Here is a 23927-nt window from a genome sequence, read left to right as displayed (position 1 = left end):
TCTAGGAGGCCACGAGTGACGACCCGCCTGGTCGAGACCGCCGACGGCCGGGTGCTGGCCGTCGACCGCGTCGGCGACCCCGAGGGGCGGCCGGTGATCCTGCTGCACGGCATGCCCGGCAGCCGGCTCGGCCCCTTCCCGCGCACCAGCGTGCTCTACCGCCTGGGCGTGCTGCTGCTCTCCTACGACCGTCCGGGGTACGGGGACTCCACCCGGCTGCCGGGCCGCCGGGTGGCCTCGGCGGCGGCCGACGTGACCGCGATCGCCGACGCCTTCGGGCTCACCGACTTCGCGGTGCTCGGCCGCTCCGGCGGCGGGCCGCACGCGCTGGCCTGCGCGGCGCTGCTGCCCGAGCGGGTGCGCCGGGTGGCCGCGCTGGTGAGCCTGGCGCCCCGGCACGCGGACGGCCTGGACTGGTACGGCGGGATGACCGCCTCGAACGTGCGCGCGTACCGCGAGATCGAGCGCGGTCTGCAGCACATCGCGGACAGCCTCCAGCTGCGCTCCCAGCGCCTCCGGGACGACCCCACCGTCATGATCAACGGCCTGGTGCCCGAACTCCCGCCCACCGACCGCTCCCTGGTCACCGATGCGGGGATCCGGCGGATGCTGCTGAGCACCTTCCGGCAGGCCTTCCGGCAGAACGCCGACGGGTGGATCGACGACATGCTGGCCTTCACCACCGACTGGGGGTTCAAGGTCGAGGACATCGCGGTGCCGACCAGGCTCTGGCACGGCGCCGACGACCAGTTCTCCCCCGTCGACCACTCCCGCTGGCTGGCCGACAGGATCCCCGGCGCCGAGCTCTACCTGGAGCCCGGCGCCGCCCACTTCGGCGCCCTCAAGGTGATGACGGAGGCCCTCAACTGGGCATCCGGGGCACCGGTGTGACGGCCGCGCCGCCCCCGAGCACGGCCAGGATGTTGTCCACCGCGAGCGAGCCCATCGCCTGGCGGGTGCGCACCGTGGCACTGCCCAGGTGCGGGGCGAGCACCGCCCGCTCCTGCGCCAGCAGCTCGGCCGGCACCTCGGGCTCGCGCTCGAAGTTGTCCACGGCGGCGGCGAACAGCGCGCCCGAGTCGAGTGCGGCCGCCAGCGCCACCTCGTCCACCACCCCGGCCGTCATGCTCACCAGCACGGCCCCGGCGGGCAGCTGAGCGATCCGCTCCGCGTCCATCAGGTGCCGGGTGCCGGCCGAGAGCGGGCAGGTCACCACCAGGATCTCGGACTTCGCGAGCAGGTCGTCCAGCGGCAGCCAGGTGGCGCCCTGCTCGTCGGCGGCGTCCAGCCGGCCGCGGTTGTGGTAGCTGACCGGCATCCCGAAGCCGGCCGCCCGGCGGGCCACCGCCTGGCCGATCCGGCCCATCCCGAGGATGCCCAGCGGGGTGCCCGAGAGCTCCACCCCCAGCATGAAGTTGGGGGCCCAGGTCCACGGCTGCCCGGAGCGCAGCAGCCGCTCGCCCTCGCCGAGCCGCCGGGCGGCGGCCAGCAGCAGCGCCCAGGCCATGTCGGCGGTCGACTCGGTGAGCACCCCGGGGGTGTTGCTCACCGCGACCCCGCGCGCGACGCAGGCCGCGACGTCCACGTTGTGGTACCCCACGGCGTGGTTGGCCACGATCCGAAGGCCCGGCCCGGCGGCGTCCAGCAACTCCGCGTCCACCCGGTTGTCCAGGGTGGTGAGCACCGCCGCCTTGCCCCGGACGGCCGCGAGCAGCTCCTCCCGGGCCATCGGCAGCTCGCCCTCGTGGACCGTCACGTCGCAGGCGGCGGCGAGCCGGGGCAGCACGCCGGGGGCGAGCGGCCGGGTGACCAGGACCTTCGGGAGCTTGGCAGTCATGCCGGGAGCGTATCGAACGGCATGGTCACCAGGGCTGCGGTTCCAGGTCGCGGTTGATCCGCTTCCAGCCCCGGGCCGAGACGGTGTTCGGGTGCTCGACCCCGAACTGCCGCAGCAGCTCGGCCACGGCGTGCTCGCGCAAGCTGTTGGCCTCCGCCTGCTGCCCGGCCCGGCGCAGCGTGACGGCGAGGTTGGACTCGCAGGCGACGGCGTCGGGGTGGTTGGGGCTGTAGCGGTTGCACAGGCCCGCGTAGGCCCGGCGCTCCAGCTCCTCGGCCTTGACCAGGTCGTCCGAGTCCCCGTAGGCGTTGGCCAGGTTGATCATCGCGTTCAGGGTGAACGGGTGGTCGGGGCCGAGCACCCGGGTGAGCCCCTCCACCGTGTGCCGCCCGCGCCGGACGGCCTCCTCGACCTCGCCGCTGCCGCGCAGGTAGATGCCGAGGTTGTTCTCGCAGGCCAGGGTGAACGGGTGCTCGTCGCCGAACAGCCGCCGGTGGCCCTCGTAGACGATCAGCGCGAGGTCCCGGGCGGTCTCCTTGTCGCCCGAGGCGCTGTGGTCGGCCGCCAGGTTGAGCGCGCAGGCGAGCGACTCGGCGGATTCGGCGCCGTAGCGGTCCAGGTAGCGCTCGTAGGTCTGCAGGGTGAGCTGCCGGGCCTCCCGCAGCTGGCCGTCGCGGCGCAGCGAGACGGCCAGCGACTTGGCGTTGCGCAGGTTCTCCGGCAGGTCGGGCTGGAGCACGGCGTCCAGGTCGACGGTGACTTCGCGCAGCAGCTCGATCGAGCCCTTGTAGTCGCCCGCCTCGCGCAGGTCGCGGGCCAGGTTGGACTTGCTGGAGAGGGTGTACGGGTGGCGCGGGCCGAGCACGGCGGAGCGGCGGTCGTAGGTGTCCTGGTCGAGGTCGCGGGCGGCCTCGCTGTCGCCGACCAGGCGGTAGGAGATGGCCAGGTTGTTGGCGCTGGAGAGGGTGCGGGCGTTCTCGTCGCCGAACAGCTCGCGGAAGCTGCCGTAGGTCTCCAGGTCGAGGTCGAGTGCGCTCTGGAACCGCCCGATGGCCCGCAGGTCGGCGCCGAGCGAGCCGGCCGTCATCAGGGTGTACGGGTTGCGCTCGCCGAGCAGTTCCTTCTGCCCGGCCAGGGTGGATTCGTCCAGGGCCAGCGCCTCGGCGTAACTTCCCTGGGAGCGCAGCACGTTGGCGAGCTGGAAGTCGAGGCTGAGGATCTGCCGGCGCAGGTTGCGGCGGTCGGCCTCGCCCTGCTCGGTCTCCAGCCGGGTGGCCCAGGCGGCGTGCAGCTGCTCGCCCAGGCGCCGGGCGCGGTCCAGGTCGACGCGCTTCCACAGGTAGCGGACGCGGTCGATGAGCAGTTCGCGGGTCTCGCGCTCGTCGCAGTCGCGGGCCCGCGAGGGCGAGAGGTGCGGCCAGATCTTGTCGAAGGTGGGCCAGTTGGCCGGGTTGTCGGTGTCGCCGAGCTTGGGCCGGGCGCCGACCAGGATGCGGTGCACCTCGTGCATCGCCTCCACCCGCTCGTCCTCGCTCATCTCGTCCCGGACCACGGCCTGCACCAGGCGGTGCACCTGGAGGCTGCTGGAGCCGACGTCGATCTTGGCGAGGGCGTACCGGCCGACGTCCTGGATCACCTTGCCGAGCATGAAGGTGTCGCTCAGCTCCTCGTCGAACCGGACCAGTGACTTGATCATCTGATCGCTGTAGATCAGGTCGAGCGAGATCGGCTCGGGGGCGAAGAAGGCGCACAGCTGGAGCAGCCGGACGGCGGCCGGGGACTGCTCGCGCAGGCGGGTCATCGACACGCTCCAGGTCGCGCCGACCTGGGTGGGGTAGTCGGCGGGGCGGCCGACCGAGAGGGCCCGGGTGGCCTCCTCCTGCAGCTGGGTGACGTAGGTGTCCACCGGGGTGCGGGTGGTGTCCAGCCAGGCGGCGGCCACCTCGACGGCCAGCGGCAGGTCGCCGACGGCCTCCGCGACCCGGTCGGCGTCGTGCCGGGAGAGCCCGCGGGTGCGGCGGCGCAGGTGCTCGATGGACTCGCCGCGGGTGAAGACGTCGACCCCGAGCACCCCGGCCTGGCCGGACCACGCCTGGTTCCGCGAGGTGACCAGGATGTGCCCGGAGCCGCCGCCGGGGAAGTACCGGCGGATCTCGCCGGGCTCGTCGGCGTTGTCGAAGATCAGCAGCCAGCGGGAGACCACCTGGCCGCGCCGCAGCGCCTCCCGGGCGGCCTCGGCGGCCTCGTTGACGCTGTCGCCGACCGGCAGTTCGAGCCGCCGGGCCAGCTCGGCCAGCGCCGGGGCGATCAGCTCGGTCTGCTCGGCGTCGATCCACCAGACCAGGTCGTAGTGGGACATGTAGCGGTGGGCGTACTCGAGCGCGAGCTGGGTCTTGCCGACGCCGCCGAGGCCGTACAGCGTCTGCGGCACCGGCAGCACCACGGTCGGGCCGCCGACCAGCTGGTCGCGCAGCTCGTCGAGCACCTGGGCGCGGCCGGTGAAGGAGGGGTTGCGCTGCGGGACGGACCAGTAGCGCGGCTTGGTGCCGGGGAAGCGCGGCACGTCGCCGACCGGCTCCTCCAGCGAGGCCTCGGTGCGGCCGAGGGCGCGCAGCAGGGTGAAGGCGGCCTGGGCCTCGTCGCGGCCGACCAGGTCGACGGGGTTGCGGCTGTTGAACGGCGCGGTCAGGCGCACGTCGCTGACCCGGACGGGCACCAGTTGGCGGCGCGTCCCGGCGGTGTCGAAGCCGGCCAGCGAGTCCCACAGGGCCCGGGCCTGCGGGGAGCGCAGGTAGGCGGCGGAGAAGACGGCGATGGTGCGGTACGCGGCGTCGATGCCGCGCTCGGTGTCCGAGCGGGTGTCCGCGCCCGCGCTGACGTCCCGGGGGACGACCCGGAAGCCCGCGCTGGTGAGCACGGCGGCGATCCAGTCGGCCCACATCCGGTCCTCGGGCACGTAGCTGAGGTAGAGGTCGGCGGGCACGCTGGGGCGGCGCCGGGTGTAGGCGTCCACCCAGTGCAGCCGGACGTCCTCCTCGACCGGGGGCAGGGCGGTGGCCCGGCCCCGGGTGAGCTGTGCGGTGAGCCGCTCGCAGGCGGCCAGCATCGAGGTGGGGGTGCCGCCCTGGTCGCCGAAGGTGGCCAGGATCTCCTCGTAGGCGTAGAACGGCCGGTACGGGATCTCCACCGAGGCCCAGTAGGCGGCGAGTTCGTCGGTGTCGAGCCCCTCGGGCAGGCCGCCGAAGCGCAGCCGGGCCAGCGCGCGGCCGGCGTCGGCCTTCTCCTTCTCGCCTTCGTCGATGCGCATCGGGACGGGCAGGATGCGGATGCCGCGGTCCCGGTAGCGGTCGTTGATGTGCTGGGCGATCTTGGAGGCGCCCTCGATGGACTGGTCGCTGAGGGTGAAGCAGACCACCAGGTCGTCGGGCATCTGCACGGTGCAGATCTCGGCGATGTCGGACAGGCCGGTGCGGCTGTCGATCAGCACGTAGTCGTAGCGGCGGCTCATGTCCCGCTTGAGCGCGTCGAAGAACTGGCCGCCGTCGAAGCGGTCGTAGAAGAGGTCCCAGTCGAGCCGGCCGACCGTCTCGGAGTAGTCCCGGTTGGGCTGCCCGGCGGAGAGGAAGTCGAGGCTGCCGCCGGCGGGGAAGAGCTGCCAGTTGAGCGAGATGGCGTGCTGGTGGACGCGGGCGAAGTCCTCGTGCCAACCGGGCTGGTGCTCGACCTCGCGCAGCGCCTCCTCGCGGTACTCGGTGATCAGGTCCATCATGCCGGTGGTCCCGGCCAGCGCCGCCTGGTCGAGGAAGGGGCGGAAGAACTTGGCCAGGCCCGGCGCCTCCAAGTCCCAGTCCACGGTGAGCACCCGGAAGCCGTTGGCGGCCAGGATCCAGGCGGTGTTGGCCAGCGCCATGGTGCGGCCGGTGCCGCCCTTGTAGGAGTAGAAGGTGACGATCCGGCCGTGCCGGTCCTCCTCCGCGGCGGCCGGCCCCTCATCGGCCTCCGATGCCGGGTCGACGGCGATCCGCAGCTTCCTGGTCGGGTTCTCACTCATGACAGTCCTCCCCCTTGGGCGGCGCCCGGGTCGTCGCGTCCGTCGCCGGCACGTCGTTCGAAGAAGCCGCGGCGCGGGCCGCCCGGGCCCTGACCGCCCCCCTGGCCCGAACTACCGCCACCGGCCGGGCCGTTGCCGGCGCCCGGCCCGGCCCCCGGCGGTCTCGGTTCGTCGAAGGCGGCCCGCAGGTTGGGCTTGGGCGGACCGCTGCGGTCGCCCTGGGTGCTCCGACTGCGGTCCTCGAAGGCCCACTTGGCCCGCATCGCCGCTCGGGGCAGGGCCTCCTCGAAGTCCTCCATGCTGGCCAGCCCGGTGGTGTCCCCGAGGGCGAAACTCGGTTTGGCGTCACGGTGCTTGTTGCGCAGCACCCGGTCGCTCAGGGCGCTGTAGTGCTCGGCGTGCTCCACGCAGTCCTGGTCGTCGGCGTTCCAGGGCTCGAGCACGCTCACCCAGGGCGGGTTCTCCCGGTCGAACTTCCTCACCAGCTCCTGGCGCCCGCCGTCCGCCAGGGACCACCGGTCGACCAGCAGCAGCCCGGGGGCGGTCGGCTCCTCCCGGGTGAGCTGCCCGACGGCCTCCGCGTCGAACTCCTGGACGCTCGGATGGAAGCCCAACTGCCGGGCCAGGCGCACCGCGTGCTCCGCGAGCGGGCGGCCGCCGTGCGGCCGGTAGGGGTGCCAGTCGAGCCGGTCGGGGCCGTAGTAGTCGCTGTTGCGCCCGTCCGGCAGCTCGCCGTGGTGACTGGCGTAGACCGAGATCTGCAGCCGCCGCACCGGGGTCTTGGCCTCGAAGGCGCTGGGCTGGGTCTGGAAGTTGAGCCGCCGTCCGACCGGGATGACCGTCTCGTCGGCCACTTCGACGATCCGCTTCGCCAGCCGGAACACCGCCAGCTCGTAACTCGCCTGGAAGTAGCTCAACTTCATCAGTGCGTACAGTCCTTCGGCGGCGTAGTCCGCGCCGAAGCTGCCGTGGTTGAACTGCAGGTCGCTCGCGACCTTGGGTAAGGCGTACTGGCCCATCGCGACCCAGAGCACCGGCACGATCGCGCTGGTGACGTCCGAGCCCTGCCGGGCCGGGTAGACCGGCCGGCGGGTGAAGGAGTGCCACTCCTGGCCGCAGGCAAGGCTGTTGAAGTAGCGCGGCGAGTAGAGCGGCACGAAGACCCGGCAGGTGGCCAGCTCCTTGGAGAGCCGGTCGGCCCACTTCTCGCCCTGGTGCATCGACTGGTCCATGAAGCCCACCTGGGCCCCGGCCGGCAGGTCGGTGAGCACCAGGACGGCCTCGCACAGGTCGTCGTAGAGCTTGCGCACCCAGTGGTTCGGGTCCCCCGCACCGCGGCCCGCGGCTCTGGGGGTGTGGGCGTAGCTGAGGAAGAAGTAGGGCCGGGACGTGTCGTCCGGGCCGCCAGGGTCTTCGTACACCCGCGCCTCCCCCACCCCAGGTGCGTCGTTCCCCCACAGAGGAGATCAGTGTAGGAAGACCTGGCCGTGGAATGGAATAGCGCCGCACCAGCCACAACCGCTGCTCCCCCCTCCCCGGCCGATGCCGGAACCCCCCCACCTCGACGGAAACTGCGTAGCAACCTGATGCGTCCTGACGAGTAATATTGTCTGACCGATTTTCGCCGACAGGAGTACGCGTTGCGCACCGCACACCGCAGTCCGTGGACCAGGCGGGCTGTCCTGGGTGCGGGGCTGGCCGCCCTGCCGTTCACCGAGGCCCTGCGTTCCTACCCGCTGGACGACGGACCGGCCCGCGACGCCCTGCTCGGTGCCGGCGCCCTCCCCGAGGGCAGCTGGCAGGGGTCCTACCTGCAGATCATCGCCCACCCCGACGACGACCTGTACTTCATGAACCCGCCCCTGCAGCGGGCCATCGCCACCGGCTCCCCGGTGGTGACCATCGTCCTCACCGCGGGCGAGGCGGACGGGAAGAACGACTCCACCGACTCCCCCGAGCACGACGCGACCGCCGTGGACAAGGCGGCGTACACGGCGGCCCGGCACACCGGCCTGCGCTCCGCCTACGCCCTGATGGCCACCGGCGACCAGCACTCGGCCTGGCGCCGCGAGGCCGTACCGCTGGCCGACCAGGCCCTGCTCGAACGCTGCACCCTGGCCGCCCGCCCGGCCGTCCAGCTCTACTTCCTCAACCTCGGCCAGCGCCTGCACGGCGACGCCAAGGCACCGAACGGCATGGGCGTACGGCTGCGCACCCTGTGGTCCGGCCAGGTGCCGATGGAGTCCACCCTCCCCGCCTCCGGCTCCCCGGTCACCGCCCCGCAGGACTTCACCCCCGCCCGGGTCACCGCCGTGCTGCTCGACCTGCTCAAGCTGCACCGGCCCACCACCGTCCGCACCCTCGACCCGGACCCGGAGCACGACCCGTCCGAGCCCGGTGTCACGGCGGCCGACCACATCGACCACACCGCCGCCGCCCAGTTCGCGCTGGCCGCGCTGCAGGAGTACACCGCCGCCACCGGCGAGCGGCCCGTGGTCGAGCACTACCGGGGCTACACCAGCCGGTTCTGGCCACCGAACCTCAGCCCGGCCGCCCGCGCCGAGAAGCGCGAGTACCTGATGCCGTACGCGGGGTACGGCGCGGCGAGCTGCCCCGCGCACAGCTGCGGCGACTTCCAGGTCCGCCCCGACCCGGGGGCCACCACCCACCTGCTCAGCACCGCCTCCCGCTACCCGGCGAGCACCGACTGGCTGCGCCGGGACGCCACCGGGCGGCTCAACGCCTTCGCCGTGCTCGGCGGGCGGCTCACCCAGTGGCGCGAGCAGACCCCGGGCGGCGCGTTCGCCCCGGCCGCACCGCTGCCCGGCGAGTGGCTGCTGCCCGAGCCCCGGGTGCTCGCCGACGCGGCGGGGCGCCTGCACCTGCTCGCGCTGCGCCGCACCACCGGCCAACACGGCACCGCGACGGTCGAGGTGGTGCACACCGCGCAGACCGGGCCGGGCGGCGCCTTCGCCCCCTGGGAGACCCTCACCGGGCCGGACTACGACGACCACCGGCACCTGGTCCGCCGCGAGGTCGGCGCCCCCGCCGGGGCCTTCGACGCCGAGGGCCGGCTGCACGTCTTCGTCCGGGACTTCGCCCACCGGCTGGCCCACCGGGCCACCCTGCCCGGCGGCGGCTGGGGGCCCTGGGAGAGCCTCGGCGGCACCCGGCTGCAGGACGCCGTGACGGCGCACACCCTCGGCTCCGGCCGGGTGGAGGTGCTCTGCAGCGACCACCGCGACGCCTGGCGCTGGCGCCAGCGGGCCGACGGCTCCTTCACCCCGGGCCGGATCGGCGCCAACATCCCGGTCTCCGGTGCCCTCACCCCGGTCGAGCACGCCCCGGGCCGCACCACCCTCTACTACCGCCAGGGCCGCAGCGGCGGCGTCACCGCCATGCGGGAGCGCTCCGGCGGCTGGCCGCTGCTGCCGGCCGGGCTCGGCGGCCACGGCGGCCAGGGCGGCGTCACCGCCCTGCACCGCCCGGAGGGCGACGTCCTCGCCCACCGCAACGACGCGAACACCCTCACCCTGACCGGGCCCTCGGGCTGGGCCGACACCGGCGGCCCCGCCACCGGCGCCCCGGCCCTGGCCCTGGACGCGGCCGGCCGGACCGTCCTGGCCGCCCTCGGCACCGACGCCCGCCTGCACATCGCCCGCAGCGCCGGCCCGGCCGCGGGCAGCCCGTTCGGCGCCTGGGTGACGGTGTAGCCGGGCGGGCGCTGCCTCCCGAAAGGGCCGGCTGCCGCCTCCCGAAGGGGCCGGCTACTGCTTCTCGAAGGGGCTGGCCACCGGGAAGTAGGAGTCCAGGAAGGGCTGCAGCAGCTCCAGCTGGTTGGCCAGGTCCTTGCGGGCCGAGACGGTGTCGTTGATGCAGAACACGTCCAGGTTGCGGTCCGTCAGGATGCGGGCCAGCCGGCGGGAGGTGCTCGGGTGCATCAGGTCGAGGTAGGCGTACTCGAGCTGGTCGGGCACCGCCCGGCCGGAGTGGTAGCCGTAGTAGTGGTGCAGCGAGGAGGCCACCGAGAGGTCGGTGGGGCTGCGGAAGCGGGTGGCCGAGGTGGCCCGGTGCCCGTCGGTGTAGCGGTTCTCGATCTCCCAGAGCACGTCCCGGCGGAGCGCGTGCGGCACGTGCATCATCTTCAGCACCAGCTGGGTGCCGTACTCCTCCTCGATCAGGCGGCGGTTGTTCTTGGCCGCGGCCGCCACCGGCGCGTCCGCGAGCGTCGGCTCGCCGAGCGGCACCATCGCGGTGGACGGGAAGAACTTGGCCAGGCCGTTGGAGTGGAAGAAGAGCTGCGGGGTGACGGGGCGTCCGAGGAAGACGTCGTCGTTGAAGTAGAGGAAGTGCTCGGAGAGGCCGGGTATGTGGTGCAGCTGGCTCTCGATCGCGTGCGAGTTGAAGGTCGGCAGCACCGAGCCGTCCCGGAAGACGTCCCGGTGGCTGAGCACCTTGAGCCGCGGATTGTCGGTGTCCAGCCACTCGGGGGTCTGGTCGTCGGTGACGAGGTAGACCGTGCGCACCCAGGGCGCGTTGAGGTGCAGCGACCGCAGCGAGTAGCGCAGTTCGTCGCGGCTCATGAAGCGGGCGTCGTTCACCGCCTCGGGGTTGTACTCCTGCGGCGAGCCCCCGGCCTCGGCCCGGCGGCGCTGCCAGGCGGGGTCGTTGCCGTCCACCCAGGTGTAGACGACGTCGATGGGGAAGCGGATGTCCTCCGGCAGCGGCCGGGTGAACTCGGGGCGGGTGGGCACCGCCTCACCCGAGCCGTCCCAGGCCTCCAGCCGGGTGAAGAGCCCGGGCGCGCCCTCGACGGCGGGCCCGGCGGTGCGGACGAAGTCGCTGACCCGGTTGCGTCTGGGCGCCAGCAGCCCGCCCTCGACCGGGGTCCAGAACTCGACGTCGCAGCCGTGCTCGTGGCCCAGCACGTACTGGCCGCTCGGGTCGCCGTGGAACCAGGTCAGCCGGATGACGGCGGCCTTCGCCACCTCGTGCCAGCTGTCCGGCTCGAAGGCCGGCTCGGAGTGGTCGGGCACGACGGACGGGCCGAGCGGGACGGCGGAGACGTACCCGGGCACCTTTGCGCAGAGCGCGGCCAGCGCGGCGTGGGTGGCGGCGCGGTCCTGGCGGGAGACGGCCACGGTCGAGGAGCCGTCGAGTGCGCCGCGGACGCAGAAGTACTCGATCCCGGCGGCCTCCAGGGCCCGGCGCACCAGCAGCAGGTTGTCGCCCCGCGCCTGCAGCGGCGAGGCGTCGGGCCGCAGGCTGACGACCTTCCTGGTCCGGCCGACCTGGATCAGCACGACCTGGCCGGACTCGAACAGTCCGGGGTGGCGCCGGGCCAGCCGGCCGCCGCGGACGGGGATCATCCGGTGCTGGCCCGAGAGCGAACGGGAGATCTGGTGGATCACCTGGGTGCGCAGCTCGTGCGAGATCTTCCCGGCGATGGCCGCCCGGCTGCGCTCCGGCAGCAGCCGCCGGTACACCCGGACCAGCCGGGACCGCTCGGACTGCAGTACGCCCAGCGAGCTGCGCCCGCTCTCCGCCGGGGCCACCGGGGCGGGCAGCGGCCGCCCCGCGGAGCCGGGCTGGGACACCGATCTCACCGAGCCGGCATGTGCGCCCTCGGCTTCCATGCCGACCAAAACCCAACTCCCCGTACGGTACGTACTCCACGGACAGCTTCCGCCATCCTCATCTCATCTTCATCTGATTATCTCTGAAGTCAACCGAATCACCCGCATGTGAGATTCGGTTCGCGTACGTAATGTCGCTTTTCGCCCGACTGCGATGGTGATGGGGGAGAAGGATCACAGGCCCTCCCGCGGCCCGGGCCCCGCTACGAACGAGTGATCTATCATGGCTCCGCTCGGCGCCAACCCACGCCGGGGAAACCCACCGTGGCGGCCCCGGCTGCCGCGACACACCTGGAGATCACTGTGGCGGAGCCGGCACACGCCCTCCGGGTCATCGGGCGCAGCGGCCTGACGGCCTGGCAGCGGCTGCCCGTCAGCCGCATACCGGCAGGCCTGCGCAACCGGGCCCGGCGCCAGCTGGCCGCCCGCCGCGAGACCTTCATCCACTCGGTGGTGACCCCGCTCTCCCAGGGCAGCTCCGCGGTTGTGAGATACGCCATGGTGCTCGGCGGCCACCAGCTGAACCTGCGGGCCACCCTCCCGCCCGGCACCGACCCGGCCGCCACGGTCGAGCTGGTGATCGGTGACGGCGAGCAGGTCTTCACCGCCCCCGCCCGGCTCCGGCCCGCCACGCCCGACTCCGCCGGCCGCCCGACCGTCCTGGTCACGGCCCGCCTCGGTGCCAAGATCGGCGGGCTCCCGCTGCCCCCCGGGCGCTGGTCCGCCACCCTGCGGGTCAGCTCCGCTGGCAGCACCGAGACCCTGCGGCTGATCGGCCGGGGCGAGACGCCCGTGCTCGGCGGCGCCACCCGCGCGCTCGCCGCCTGCCCCATCAGCGGCGAGCGCTTCCGCACCGGCCTGTCCACCACCGGGCGGCTGCGGCTGGTCGTCGCGGCGCCGCCCCGGCACGCCGAGATCGTCCGGGTCACCCGGCTGTTCGCCGGCCTGTCGCTGGACTTCTTCCCGCCGCCCGGCGCCCCCGCCGGCCGGCTGCAGGCCACCGACGGCCAGCAGACCGTGGACCTGGTCCACGAGAGCTGCCCGGAGACGGCCGGCCTGCTGCGCTGCACCCTCCCCCTGCGGGACCTGCACGCGGCCGAGCCGAACCGGTCCTGGACCTTCTGCTGGACCACCCCGCAGGGCCGCCGGTACTGGCTGCGCCGCCGCGCCGACGACCTGCGCAACGCCCGCTCGGCCGCCGCGCAGGGCACCCGGCTGGTGATCTCCGACTCCACCCGCGGGCTCAGCTACGTCAACCAGCGCCACACCGTCCGGGGCACCTACCAGGTGTTCTTCGCCGCGATGCCCCGGCCGGACGACACCACACCCACCGCCACCCCAGGAACGCCCGCGTGAAGATCACCTTCCTGCTCACCACCGCTGACGCGATGGGCGGCACCGAGCGTGCCGTCCTCACCGTGGCCGAGGCCCTCGCCGAGCTGCACGAGGTCGAGGTCCTGAGCGTGTTCCGGACCAGGTCCAGCAGCTTCTTCAGTGCCAAGGTCCCGGTCCGGTACCTGGTGGACAACACCGGCCCCGTCCCCCGCCCGGCCCGCGGCGGCGAGCAGGACGACCCGGTGTACCGGGCCGTCGCCGCGCGCCCCAGCGAGCTGGTGGACCCGGCCTGGGAGAAGGCCTTCAACCGGCTCTCCGACCTGGAGGCCGAGCGCTGGTTCCGCACCACCGACTCCGACGTGGTGGTCTCCTCCACCCCGGCCCTGCAGGCCCTGATGGTCCGCCTGGCCCCGCCGTCGGTGGTGACGGTCGGCCAGGAGCACCGCGTCTCCGAGCTGCGCGGGGTCAGCGGCGCCCCGCTGATCGAGTTCACCCCGCACCTGGACGCCATGGTCGCGCTCAGCGAGCCGACCCGGTCCTGGTTCGCCGAGACCTTCACCGGGTTCGCCCCCCGGCTCGAGGTGATCGGCAACGCCCTGCCCGACGTCTACCGGCCGACCTCCTCGCTGGAGACCCGCACCATCACCATGGCCGGGCGCATGGTGGCGGAGAAGCAGGCGGACCACGCCATCACCGCCTTCGCCAAGGTCGCCGGGGCCAACCCGCTCTGGAAGCTGCGCCTGCTGGGCGACGGCCCGCTGCTGCGCCGGATGCGCGAGCTCGCGGCCAACCTCGGCATCGCCGACCAGGTCCAGCTGGCCGGGAGCACCGGGCACATGCCCGAGGAGTGGGCCCAGGCCAGCATCTGCCTGCTGACCTCCCGGGTCGAGGCCTTCGGCCTGGTGCTCGCCGAGGCCCAGGCCGCCGGGGTGCCGATCGTCTCCTACGCCAGCCCCAACGGCCCGGCCGAGATCGTCACCGACGGGGCGGACGGCCTGCTCGTCCCGCCCGGCGACATCGACGGCCTGGCCGAGGCGCTGCGCCGCCTGATGACCGAGCAGGACACCCGCCAGGCCTTCGGCGCCGCCGCCCTGGCCGCCTCCGAGCGCTGGTCCGCGCCGGTCATCGCCGAGCGCTGGAGCACCGTGCTCACCGAGCTGGTGACCGCCCGGGACAACGGCTCGCTCACCGCCGGGCGCGAGCGCCGCCGGCTGCTGCACGAGTACTCGCTCACCGAGCTCGGCGTCGTCGCCGCCGAGGCGTCCACCACCTCCTCGGCCACCGTCCGGATCGACCAGCGCGCCCACGAGGTCCGCATCGAGGCCCAGAGCGGCGGCCGGGTGATCCGCGGCGGCGGCCTGCTCTGCCAGGTCAGCGACGACCGCACCCCCTTCGACGTGATGCAGGACAACCTCGGCCTGGTCGTGGACGTGCTGGAGCAGGCCGGCATCCCGTACCTGCTGACCCGCACCAACCTGCTGCGCCACAGCCTGGCCGTCGACGTCGAGTACCGCGAGAAGCTGCTCACCGCGCTGGCCGAGCGCTACCACGACGACCCGGTCTACCTCGCGCTGTTCGACGCCCGCGGCAGTGTGGTGAAGAACGCGCTCGCCGCGGTGCTCGACCAGCACCTGACCGACTTCGGGGCCGTGCACGGCGTCCGGGTGTTCCGCCCGGTCTCCACCACGGCCGGGACGCTCCGGCTGACCGGCGTCTACGGCTGCTCGGTCTCCTTCCTGACCCCGGTCGAGGAGCACCCCGGCCTGCTGGCCGTCGCGGAGGACACCGTCTACGGGCCGACCCTGCCCAAGTCGATGCTGGCCCGCACCGCCACCCGCCGGATCGGCGAGCGCGACCACCCCACCCTGGAGGCCTTCACCAAGCGCCTGCCGAACGACGTCGACTTCCCCGTCGACGCCGTCTACACCTGGGTGGACGGCAACGACCCGGCCTGGAAGGCCCGGCGCAACAAGGTGCTGACCGAGCGGGGCCTGGCCCCCGCCCAGACCGACGGTGACGGCGCCTCGGACGACGCGCGCTTCCGCGACCGCGAGGAGCTGCGCTACAGCCTGCGCTCGCTGGACATGTTCGCCCCCTGGATCCGCACCGTCTACCTGGTCACCGACGACCAGACCCCCGCCTGGCTGGACACCGACCACCCCCGGGTCAAGGTGGTCAGCCACCGCGAGCTGTTCGGCGACACCGGCACCCTGCCGAGCTTCAACTCGCACGCCATCGAGAGCCGGCTGCACCGGATCGAGGGGCTCTCCGAGCACTTCCTCTACCTCAACGACGACGTGTTCTTCGGCCGTACGCTGCGCCCGGAGAACTTCTTCCTGGGCAGCGGGCAGGCCAAGTGCTTCCCCTCGCCGACCAAGGTCGACCCGGCTCCGGTGCAGGACGGCGAGGAGTTCGCGCTGATCGCGGCGAAGAACAACCGGGCCCTGCTGGAGCGTGAGTTCGGCCGCACCCCCACCAACACCTTCGTGCACTCCCCGCACGCGCTGCGCCGCTCCACCCTGGAGGAGCTGGAGGCGCGCTTCCCGGCGGAGGTGGCCCGCACGGCCGACGCGCAGCTGCGCAGCGCGACGGACCTGGCCATCGCCTCCTCGCTGCAGCACTACTTCGGCATGTTCACCGGCCGCACGGTGGCCGACACGATCTCCTGCGGCTTCGTCAACGTGGGTCTGCGCTCGCACCACCCGCGCCTGGCCAAGCTGCTCAGCGCCCGGCCCAACGACGTCTTCTGCATCAACGACTACCACGACGCGGACGTCTCGGCCGAGGAGCAGGCGGACGTGCTCGCGGTCTTCCTGCCCAGCTACTTCCCCGTGCCGAGCCAGTTCGAGAAGGGCAGCGTGCGCAACGCCAGGCTGGCCCGCTGACCGTCCCCCACCAGACCCGCCAGAGAGAACACGCCGTGAACCTCTTCCGAAACCGGTCGAACCGGGCCACCGCCGCGGACGACACGGCGGCCGCCCGGACCGAACCCGCGCTGCCGCACATGCAGATCGTCGCGCACACCGACGACGACCTGTACTTCATGGTGCCGGACCTGCTGCACACCGTCCGGGCGGGCATTCCGGTGGTCTGCGTCTACATCACCGCGGGTGAGGCCGACGGCCGCAACGCGCCGACCTCGGACAAGAACCGCGACCAGGTGCCGGTCGACTTCGAGGGCTACACGGCCGGGCGCCAGAACGGCCTGCGCGCCGCGTACTCCTCCATCGTCACCGGCGGCCGGGACGCCGTGTGGAAGCGGGAGACCCGGACCTTCCGGGACGGCGTGGTGGGCGAGATCAACACCCTGGACGAGGGCCCCGCCCCGATCACGCTGATCTACCTCAACCTGCGCATGGTGGGCGGCGACGCACCCGTGCGGCTGCGCACGCTGTGGACCGAGGAGTCCCCCGCGCAGCCGACCCTGCGCCCGACCGGCAGCCCGATCCCCGGCGAGAGCGGCAGCTACAACTTCACCCGCGAAGGCCTGATCGGCACCCTGACCGACCTGCTGGCGGAGTACGGCCCCAGCGTGGTGCGGGTGCTCGACCCGGACCCGGACCACACCAGCTACGGCAACGGCCCGACCCGCTACTGCGACAACGAGGACCACACCGCCTCCGCGCTGTTCGCGCTCGCCGCCCTGCGTCGCTACGACCGGGCCGGCCACCCCCAGAAGGTCTCGATGGAGAGCTACCGGGGTTACTGGAACAAGCTCTGGCCCTTCAACCTGAGCGGCCCGGCCTTCGCCGAGAAGATGAAGTACATCTCGATCTACGGCGGCGGCGACGGCCACGCGTGCGAGACCCCGCTCACCTGCGGCGACCGCCAGCTCGGCAACCGCGCCTACAACCGCGGCTACGGCCAGAGCACCACCTACCGCTACCAGGGCACCACCAACTGGTTCCAGCAGCAGGCCGACGGCCGGCTGGTCGCCTTCGCCGTGCTGGACGGCCGCCCGGTGCGCTGGACGGAGTCGCTCGCGGCGACCTACGAGTGGGGCGAGCCCGCCCCGCTCGGCACCCTGCTGGAGGAGGACGACACCACCTACCTCCCCCAGCTCGACGTGGTCCGCGACCCGCAGGGCTGCCTGCACGTGCTGGGCCTGCGGATGGGCACCGCCGCCGACCAGTACAGCCACACCCGCGACGTGGTGCACACCTGGCAGGGCCAGCCCTCCAGCGTCTTCGGCCCGTGGAACGACCTGGGCAACCCGTACAACCCGGCGGGCAACAACGGGATCAAGCGCCGCGAGCTCGGCAACCCGGCCGCCGCCTTCGACGGCGAGGGGCAGCTGCTCTTCGTGGTCCGCAACTTCGGCCACGGCCTGAGCGCCAGGCGGCGCCTGCCGGGCGGGCTGTGGAGCAACTGGCTGGACTTCGGCGGCCGCAGCCAGGACGGCTACGGCGTGGTGACCACCCGTGAGGGCTCCGTCGAGCTCTACGGCGGCTCGGTCGGCGACGGCATCCAGCCCGGTGTCGTCCGCTGGCGCCAGGCCGGCCCCGAGGGCACCATCGCGCCCGAGTACGACACCCTGCTCCCGGCCCCGGCCGGCCCGCCCGCCGTGCTCGAGCAGCCGGACGGCCGGCTGCTGCTGCTGGTCCGTCAGCCCCAGACCGCCTGGGTGGTGGCCTACCGCCAGGCCGAGCCGGGCGGCGCCTTCGACACCCGGGCCCACCTGCTCGGCGGCGACGGCGGCTTCGGCCGGCTCGCCACCCTGCTGCTGCCCTCCGGCGAGCTGCTGGTGGCCCAGCGCAACGACGGCGGCACGGTCAGCGTGACCGTCCAGCCGACCGACGGCGGCGACTTCCACACCGAGTGGCACGACCTCGGCGGCGGCCCCTTCCTGCACCTGCCCGCCCTGGCCCTCGACCACCAGGGCCGGCCCGTCCTGGCCCTGATCGGCTCGGACAGCCGGCTCCGCACCACCTGCCTGGAGATCTCCGGCCGCACGGTGCGCGCGGGCGCCTGGCAGTCCTCGGTCTGACACCCGGTACGGGAAACGGCGGAGCGCCGTAGGAGATCCTCCTACGGCGCTCCGCCGTTCCGCCGCCCGAGGGCGGCGCTCAGACCGAGACCGGCTCCGGGGCCGCGGCCGGGGCCTGCGCGTCGCCGCTCCGGTCCCGCAGCCGCACCAGGTGGTCGGCGCCCAGCGCGAGGCCGAACGGCACCGGCAGCCAGGCCGGCAGCCAGAGCCGGAAGCCCTGGTCGACGACCGGGTGCGCGACGGCCGCCGCCATGCCGACCAGCCAGATGCCCAGGCACAGCCAGAGCAGTACGGGCGCCCGGCCGCGCAGCCGCACGAAGATCCAGCAGGTCACCACGAGCAGCGGCAGGTAGAAGGAGGAGTAGCCCTCCGCCATCAGCCAGTGCTGCCAGTAGACCCCGTTGAGGCGCAGCAGCAGGCTGGTGGTGTTCGGCACGTCCGGCTGGGTGAAGTGGTTGGCGAAGGTGTCCTGCAGGGTCTCGTTCATCCCCGGCAGCTGCCACAGGTGCGTCGCCGCGCTGACCCCGAGCACCGTGAGCGCGGAGATCCCGGTGAAGGCGTGCAGCTGCCACTTGCGCAGCTCCGGCCGGATCACGGCCAGCAGCACCCCGACGGCGGCGAAGGCGCCCGCCAGCATCATGCCGGTCGAGTACTTGGTGAGGCACAGGACGAGGTAGCCGAGCACCGTCACGACCGCGCCGAGCGCCACCCGGCCCCGGATGAGCCACAGCCCGCCCAGCACCACCGCCAGGGTGGTGGCGATGGCCGGCCCCTCGGTCAGCCCGCCCATCGACCCGTCACTGGCGTCGCACAGCGGGGACAGCAGGAAGGCGGCCATCCCGACCCCGGCCGCCGGCACCGCCAGGCCGGCCTCCCGGGCGATGCGGTACACCAGGCCGGCGGAGAGCAGCGTCATCAGCAGCGCCATCAGCCACATGCCGCGCAGCACGCCGAAGGCCGCGACCGCGGGGGCCAGCAGCAGCGGGTAGCCGGGGCGGGTCTCGAAGATCCGGTCGTACCTGGGCTGGTTGGGCGAGAGCGCGCCGTTCTTCGCCTGGCCCATGCAGTTCTGGAAGAACTGCGCGTGCGGCTCCGGCTCCTGGAAGGTGTCGAGGGAGGCGACCCCCTCGGTGTAGTTGCGGTGCGCCCGGCTGCTGCAGAAGGCCTTGAGCGCGTCCTGCTGGGCCTTGGCCTTGGGCTCGCCGAGGATCTGCAGCGTGCTCCGCGCGTACCGGTAGGAGTCGTTGGAGATCATCCAGTGCGAGTGCCCGAAGACCTGGAACACCGTGAAGAACAGCAGGATCAGCGCGGGGAGCTTCAGGCCCGAGGCGCGGCCTCTGGTGGTGGACTGCATGGTTCAGCGGTCTCCGTTGCTGATCGGCTCGGCCTTGCGCCGGGCGAAGGCCTGGCCGGACTGGCTGCGCATCTCCTCGACGCCGCGGCTGACGGCCGCGCGCACCCGCTTGGAGAGCGGCTTCTCCACCAGGCGGTTGATCAGCCAGGCCAGGGTCAGCATGGCCAGCGTGACCAGCACGACCAGCACCCCGTGCGGCAGCTTGGTGCGGAAGGCGTGGATCAGGTTCCAGCCGATGTTCTCGTGCACCAGGTACAGCGGGAAGGTCAGCGCGCCCAGGGTGGTCAGCCACTTGCCGCGCACCCAGGAGAGCTTGCCGAGGGCGAGCAGCGCCATCACGGCGAACATCACGGTGAGGATGACCATCACCGGCCACTCGGGCACGGTGTAGTTGAGGTCACGCATCTCGTGGCGGAAGTTGAACATGATCGCCTGCTGCGCCAGCAGGAACTGCATCACCACGATGCCCCACAGCAGGGGGGTCGGGCGGAACCGGTACATCAGGTAGAACGCGATGCCCGCCACGAAGAACGGCGAGTACTCCGGCACCACCACGATGTCGAGGAAGTCGCTGCCGGTCTCCCGCGTGATCACCGTGGCCACCGTCCACAGCGAGCAGAAGGCGACGGCTGAGCGGTAGTTCAGCCCGCGCCAGATGACCAGCGCGAAGAGCAGGTAGAACTTCATCTCGATCCACAGCGTCCAGTACACGCCGTCGACCTGGGTGACCCCCATCGGCAGCTGGAGCATCGTGAGGTTCACCAGCACGTCGTGCAGCGAACGGCGCGGCAGCACCGTCGGCCAGATCGCCAGCACCGTCGCGGTGATCAGCACCGCGGCCCAGTACGCCGGGTAGAGCCGGGTCACCCGGGATATGAAGAAGTCGCCGACCGAGCGCCCCCAGCTGCTCATGCAGATGACGAAGCCGCTGATCAGGAAGAAGAGCTGCACGCCCATCCACGAGTAGGCGGTGAAGTGGTGCAGCAGCGGGAAGAGCTTCTGGGAGGACTTCCCGCCCCACGCCACCGACCCCATCGCCGTGTAGTGGTACGAGACGACGACGATGGCGGCCAGGAACCGGAGGCCGTCGAGAGCCGCCATCCGGCTCGGCTTGGGCTTGACGACCGGCGCCGGTGCGGCGAGCTCAGGGTCGGTGAGTTGGGCATACATGGGGCGAGATCTTATTCCACGCCCCCCCTGTCAGCTCCGGCGGGCCAGCCAGGCCGTACAGGCGTCGACTCCCTCGGGGACGGACAGCAGAAAGCAGCCGGCATCGCCGAAGCCGCCCCGGATCAGCCCTGCGATGTCGTGCTCCAGGGCCTCGCCCATCCGGACGAAGTGCGCGTCCTCCAGCTTGGGGGCGTCGAAGTGCACCCACTGCCGCAGACCGCGCTCGTCGCGCACCACGCAGCCGTAGCGCTGGGTGCCCTGGCCGGGCAGGCGGTACTCGGCGAGGTGGAAGGCGGTGCAGCACCAGACCGGGACGCCCACCAGGAGGGCCCGGGCGCCGGAGCGGTAGAGCGCGCCGGCGGGCGAGCGCTCGCCGAGGTGGCAGTCGAGCGCGTGGCCGGCCGTCACCTCCTCGGCCTTCGGGCCGACGGCGGTGAAGGAGGTCTGCGGGTGCGCGCTGCGGACGGCCCCGGGCAGGGCGCGGACCAGCTCGGAGAGGGCGCCGAGGATCGGCGAGGCGGGCGTGGTGGCCGGGTCGTACGGGGGCATGGTGGCCCGGTGGGCGCGCAGCTCGGCGGGGCCGAGGCCCTCGGTGCGGGCCAGCGCGAGCCGGGAGGTGTCGGAGTTCTCCGGCGAGGCGGTGTAGACGACCAGGGTGCCCTCGGGGCCGAGCGCCCCGAGCAGCGCCTTCAGAATCGTTTCGCCGCCGCCGTCCACCGGCCCCACCGAGCGCAGCGAGGACTGCACCAGCAGCGTCTCGCCCGCCCGCACCCCGATCGCCCGCAGGTGCTGCTCCAGCTCACCGGCCGCGTACACCACGTCTCCCATTCCCCCACCCCACCACCTCGGCCTTCAGCACCTCTAGGGCGTCACCGCGAGCAGGGGCTCCAGCGCCGCCCGCATGCCCAGGACGAAGCGCTCGCCCGGGCCGGTCAGCGAACCGGAGCCGAGCAGGGTGCCGATCGCGTCCCGGGTGTGCCCACGCCAGGTGGTCAGCTCGGTGCGGGCCCGGTCGGCCGCCTCGCTCGCCAGCCCGTCGTAGGCCCGCGCCCGGGAGGCCCAGTACTCGGTGACGGCCAGGTGCGCGTAGGTGCCCTGCAGCAGGCCCTCCAGCGGGCGCGGGTCCGGCCGCCAGGGGGCGTGGTAGCGGCGGGCGTCGGTGCGGTCGAAGAGGTCGTAGCGGTCGAGCAGCGCGCCCAGCTTGACGTGGTTGAACTCGTGGGTGAGCAGCAGGGCGAGGGTGGGCGCGGTGGCCGGGCGGGCGATCCCGACGGCGCCGAAGGCCTGCCGGGCCGCGGCGCTGACCTCCCGCCCGGCGGGGCCGGGCCGCAGCGGGGTGACCACCCCGAGCCCGGCCCGCAGGCCGGCGGCGTGGCCCGGCAGGTCGCGCCGGATCAGCTCCCAGGCCTCGCGCAACGCGCCCGTCCAGGCCTGCAGTTCGGGCTCCGGAAGCCGGCCGGCCACCGGGTGCTGGTGCTCGGCCCGGGCCGGGTCGATGTCCTCCAGGGCGAGCGTCCAGCCCCCGCCGCCGGTCAGCTCCACCCGTCGCAGCGGCTGCCAGTGCGGCCCGGCGCTCTCGCCCCAACGCACCGCCGCCCCGCCGGCGGTGAAGCCCTCGGCGCTGCCGCTGAGGTGCACCGGCCCGGGCTCGCCGACCAGCAGCCGGCCCAGGGTCGGCAGGTGCACGGCGCCGTCGCGCACCGGCACCGCCAGCTCGCAGGCCGCCCCGGCCCGCAGGCTCACGGCGGCGGCCAGCGCGGCCAGCCCGCCCGGCTCCGCGAACGGCTCGCCGCGCAGGCAGCGCACCGCCCAGGCCCGTACGTACGGGTGGCGCAGCACGGCGTCCACCGCCTGCGGGGCCTCGGCGTCCAGCCGGGCGAGCACCGCCCAGGCCTGCGGGGCCTGCGGCGCGAGTGCGGCCAACAGCTGCTTGGTGAGCCGCAGTTGGGCCTGCACCAGGGCATCGACCGTCTCGGCGCTGCCGTGCCCGGCGGCCAGCTCGTCGAACTGGGCATCCGTCAGTTCGAGGTCCAGGGTGCCCGCTTCACCGTGCGGGTCGGCGGCGCGGTCACGGATGGTGGTGATCAATTTCATCAGATCCCGGCAGAAGACGGAGGGGTTGTCGAATTCGCGCCCGGCCCGGTACCGGTGCGCGTAGAGGCCGCCGCCGCAGGAGGCGACCACCGGGCAGGAGCGGCACTGCGCGCTCAGCCCGGCCAGGCCGGACTGCCTGCGCACCATCGCGGGGTGGCGGGCGACGCGGTCGAGGCCGTGCTCGAAGAGGTCGAAGCCGGTCTCGGGGGCGCCGTCGTAGGCGGTCTTGAGGCTGTCGGCCTGCTCCAGCGTGCCGTCGGTCTCCACCACCACCAGGTCGGCCGGGTCGAGCCCGAGCGACTCGGTGAGGCTGGAGCGGCCCTGCAGGGTGCGGTGCACCGAGTCGAACAGCCGCACCGGCACCGGGCGCCCGCGAGCCGTCCAGCGGTCGTACACGGCCTGCAGCCAGTCCGCGTACGGGGTCGCGCCGGCGCCGGGCGGCCGCTTGGGCGGGGTGTCCCAGGTCGCGTGCGGGAGCAGGAAGTCGATCCGGGGCGGGTCGAGGGCGACCAGCGCGTCGTAGACGGCCGCCGGGTCGTTCTCCACGTCCACCGTGCAGAGCAGCCCGGCGTACAGGTGCCGGTACCGGGGCCCGCGCAGCAGCTCCACGGCGGCCAGCACCTGGCCGTGGCTGCTGCGCCCGTCGGCGTACCGGCGGTGCCGGTCGTTGGCGGCCCGGTCACCGTCCAGCGAGATGCCGACCCGGATGCCGAGCTCACGGAAGAGCTCCAGGTACGTCCGGTCGAGCCGGACGCCGTTGGTGTGGATGCGCAGGTCGAGCGCGCAGCCGGCCGGCAGCGCGGCGCGCAGTTCCTCGGCCGCCCGGCGCAGCAGCACCGGCCCGGCGAGCAGCGGCTCGCCGCCGTGCAGCACCACGTGGACGGCGGCCAGCCGGTGGGCCCGGGCGTGCTCGCCGATCCGCTCGGCCGCCCGCACCAGCACCCGCTCGGAGACCGCCCGGGGCTTGCCGCGCCAACTGGTGTCGGCGTGCTCGTACACGTAGCAGTGGTCGCAGGCGAGGTCGCAGCGGCTGTGCATCTTCAGCACGAACTGCGAGAACGGCACGACGGCGGGGCCCGCCTGCGCGGGTACGGCGGCGGGCGGCGCTTCGGGGCGTGGCATGGCTACCGGCTCAACGGACTGCCGGGCCCGGGGCGAACCGGGCCCGGGACGGGTGGGACGGGGGGATCCGACCCGTCAGATCGAGGAGTTGAAGGCCGCGACGGCGACCGCACCGGGCTCCTCGCCCGGGAAGGCGCGGTGCAGCCGGGCCATGAGCTCCTCGGGGCCGCGGGCGGCCAGCTCGGTGAGCGAGGGGCGCTCGGCAGCAGGTCCGGCGGGCTCGGTGTCGGCCGGACGGACGGCGAGTGCGGCGACCATGGCAGTCTCGTTTCTGCGCCCGGGGCACGGGGAAGCTTGGGGCGCGGGAAAACGGGGTAACACAGATACCCTGTCCTGGCACT

14 protein-coding genes are annotated in these 23927 nt (G+C 73.3%); 5 read left to right on the top strand and 9 right to left on the bottom strand.

Going from position 1 to position 23927, the window contains the following annotated elements; translation table 11 throughout:
• The first annotated feature begins 15 nt into the window (after nucleotides 1-15).
• Nucleotides 16-891, top strand: coding sequence for an alpha/beta fold hydrolase (locus ABT095_RS11195; RefSeq protein ID WP_350529064.1), 876 nt, complete (start codon nucleotides 16-18; stop codon nucleotides 889-891).
• On the opposite strand, the gene ABT095_RS11190 is transcribed toward ABT095_RS11195, so the two are convergent.
• The 3 genes from ABT095_RS11190 to ABT095_RS11180 are packed head-to-tail and all read right to left on the bottom strand — an operon-like array spanning nucleotide 863 to nucleotide 7309.
• Nucleotides 863-1837, bottom strand: a complete 975-nt coding sequence (locus tag ABT095_RS11190; protein ID WP_350529063.1) for a 2-hydroxyacid dehydrogenase — start codon at nucleotides 1835-1837, stop codon at nucleotides 863-865. The two genes, ABT095_RS11195 and ABT095_RS11190, sit on opposite strands and share 29 nt — an antisense overlap.
• Before the next feature lie 25 nt (nucleotides 1838-1862).
• Complete coding sequence (fxsT, locus tag ABT095_RS11185) at nucleotides 1863-5888, bottom strand: FxSxx-COOH system tetratricopeptide repeat protein (RefSeq protein WP_502884854.1); 4026 nt, start codon at nucleotides 5886-5888, stop codon at nucleotides 1863-1865.
• Entirely contained in the window at nucleotides 5885-7309 is a 1425-nt protein-coding gene (locus ABT095_RS11180) for a TIR-like protein FxsC (protein ID WP_350529062.1), read from the bottom strand. Before ABT095_RS11180 ends, fxsT begins: the two co-directional genes overlap by 4 nt.
• Before the next feature lie 219 nt (nucleotides 7310-7528).
• On the opposite strand from ABT095_RS11180, the gene ABT095_RS11175 reads away from it, so the two are divergent.
• Complete coding sequence (locus ABT095_RS11175; RefSeq protein ID WP_350529061.1) at nucleotides 7529-9601, top strand: PIG-L family deacetylase; 2073 nt, start codon at nucleotides 7529-7531, stop codon at nucleotides 9599-9601.
• Nucleotides 9602-9655: 54 nt separating this feature from the next.
• Here the strand turns inward: ABT095_RS11175 and ABT095_RS11170 are convergent, their stop codons facing one another.
• Nucleotides 9656-11485: a stealth family protein gene (locus ABT095_RS11170; RefSeq protein WP_350529060.1), complete on the bottom strand. Its 1830-nt coding sequence runs from the start codon at nucleotides 11483-11485 to the stop codon at nucleotides 9656-9658.
• A 342-nt stretch (nucleotides 11486-11827) separates the two neighbouring features.
• Between ABT095_RS11170 and ABT095_RS11165 the strand changes: the two genes are divergently transcribed.
• The 3 genes from ABT095_RS11165 to ABT095_RS11155 are packed head-to-tail and all read left to right on the top strand — an operon-like array spanning nucleotide 11828 to nucleotide 17846.
• The gene (locus tag ABT095_RS11165) at nucleotides 11828-12880 is read left to right on the top strand and encodes a hypothetical protein (protein ID WP_350529059.1); all 1053 of its coding nucleotides are present in this window, start codon (nucleotides 11828-11830) and stop codon (nucleotides 12878-12880) included.
• On the top strand, nucleotides 12877-15744 hold the full coding sequence (locus tag ABT095_RS11160) for a stealth family protein (protein ID WP_350529058.1): 2868 nt from the start codon (nucleotides 12877-12879) through the stop codon (nucleotides 15742-15744). Before ABT095_RS11165 ends, ABT095_RS11160 begins: the two co-directional genes overlap by 4 nt.
• A gap of 35 nt (nucleotides 15745-15779) precedes the next feature.
• The gene (locus ABT095_RS11155; RefSeq protein ID WP_350529057.1) at nucleotides 15780-17846 is read left to right on the top strand and encodes a PIG-L family deacetylase; all 2067 of its coding nucleotides are present in this window, start codon (nucleotides 15780-15782) and stop codon (nucleotides 17844-17846) included.
• A 79-nt stretch (nucleotides 17847-17925) separates the two neighbouring features.
• On the opposite strand, the gene ABT095_RS11150 is transcribed toward ABT095_RS11155, so the two are convergent.
• The 5 genes from ABT095_RS11150 to ABT095_RS11130 form a co-directional block, all read right to left on the bottom strand.
• Nucleotides 17926-19200, bottom strand: coding sequence for a putative glycosyltransferase family protein (locus ABT095_RS11150; protein WP_350529056.1), 1275 nt, complete (start codon nucleotides 19198-19200; stop codon nucleotides 17926-17928).
• 3 nt (nucleotides 19201-19203) lie between these two features.
• Nucleotides 19204-20370, bottom strand: coding sequence for an acyltransferase family protein (locus tag ABT095_RS11145; protein ID WP_350529055.1), 1167 nt, complete (start codon nucleotides 20368-20370; stop codon nucleotides 19204-19206).
• 30 nt (nucleotides 20371-20400) lie between these two features.
• The gene (locus tag ABT095_RS11140) at nucleotides 20401-21198 is read right to left on the bottom strand and encodes an AAC(3) family N-acetyltransferase (protein WP_350529054.1); all 798 of its coding nucleotides are present in this window, start codon (nucleotides 21196-21198) and stop codon (nucleotides 20401-20403) included.
• Nucleotides 21199-21231: 33 nt separating this feature from the next.
• Nucleotides 21232-23586 (bottom strand): FxsB family cyclophane-forming radical SAM/SPASM peptide maturase, encoded by a 2355-nt coding sequence (locus tag ABT095_RS11135; protein ID WP_350529053.1) that lies wholly within the window; start codon nucleotides 23584-23586, stop codon nucleotides 21232-21234.
• A gap of 75 nt (nucleotides 23587-23661) precedes the next feature.
• Nucleotides 23662-23844, bottom strand: coding sequence for an FxSxx-COOH-like cyclophane-containing RiPP peptide (locus ABT095_RS11130; protein ID WP_350529052.1), 183 nt, complete (start codon nucleotides 23842-23844; stop codon nucleotides 23662-23664).
• Between the last annotated feature and the right edge of the window lie 83 nt (nucleotides 23845-23927).

Origin of the sequence: Kitasatospora sp. NPDC002227 (assembly GCF_040296285.1) — a bacterium.
GTDB lineage: Bacteria > Actinomycetota > Actinomycetes > Streptomycetales > Streptomycetaceae > Kitasatospora.
Note: the sequence above shows the minus strand (reverse complement) of the source record. Positions and strands in the feature narration are given on the sequence as shown.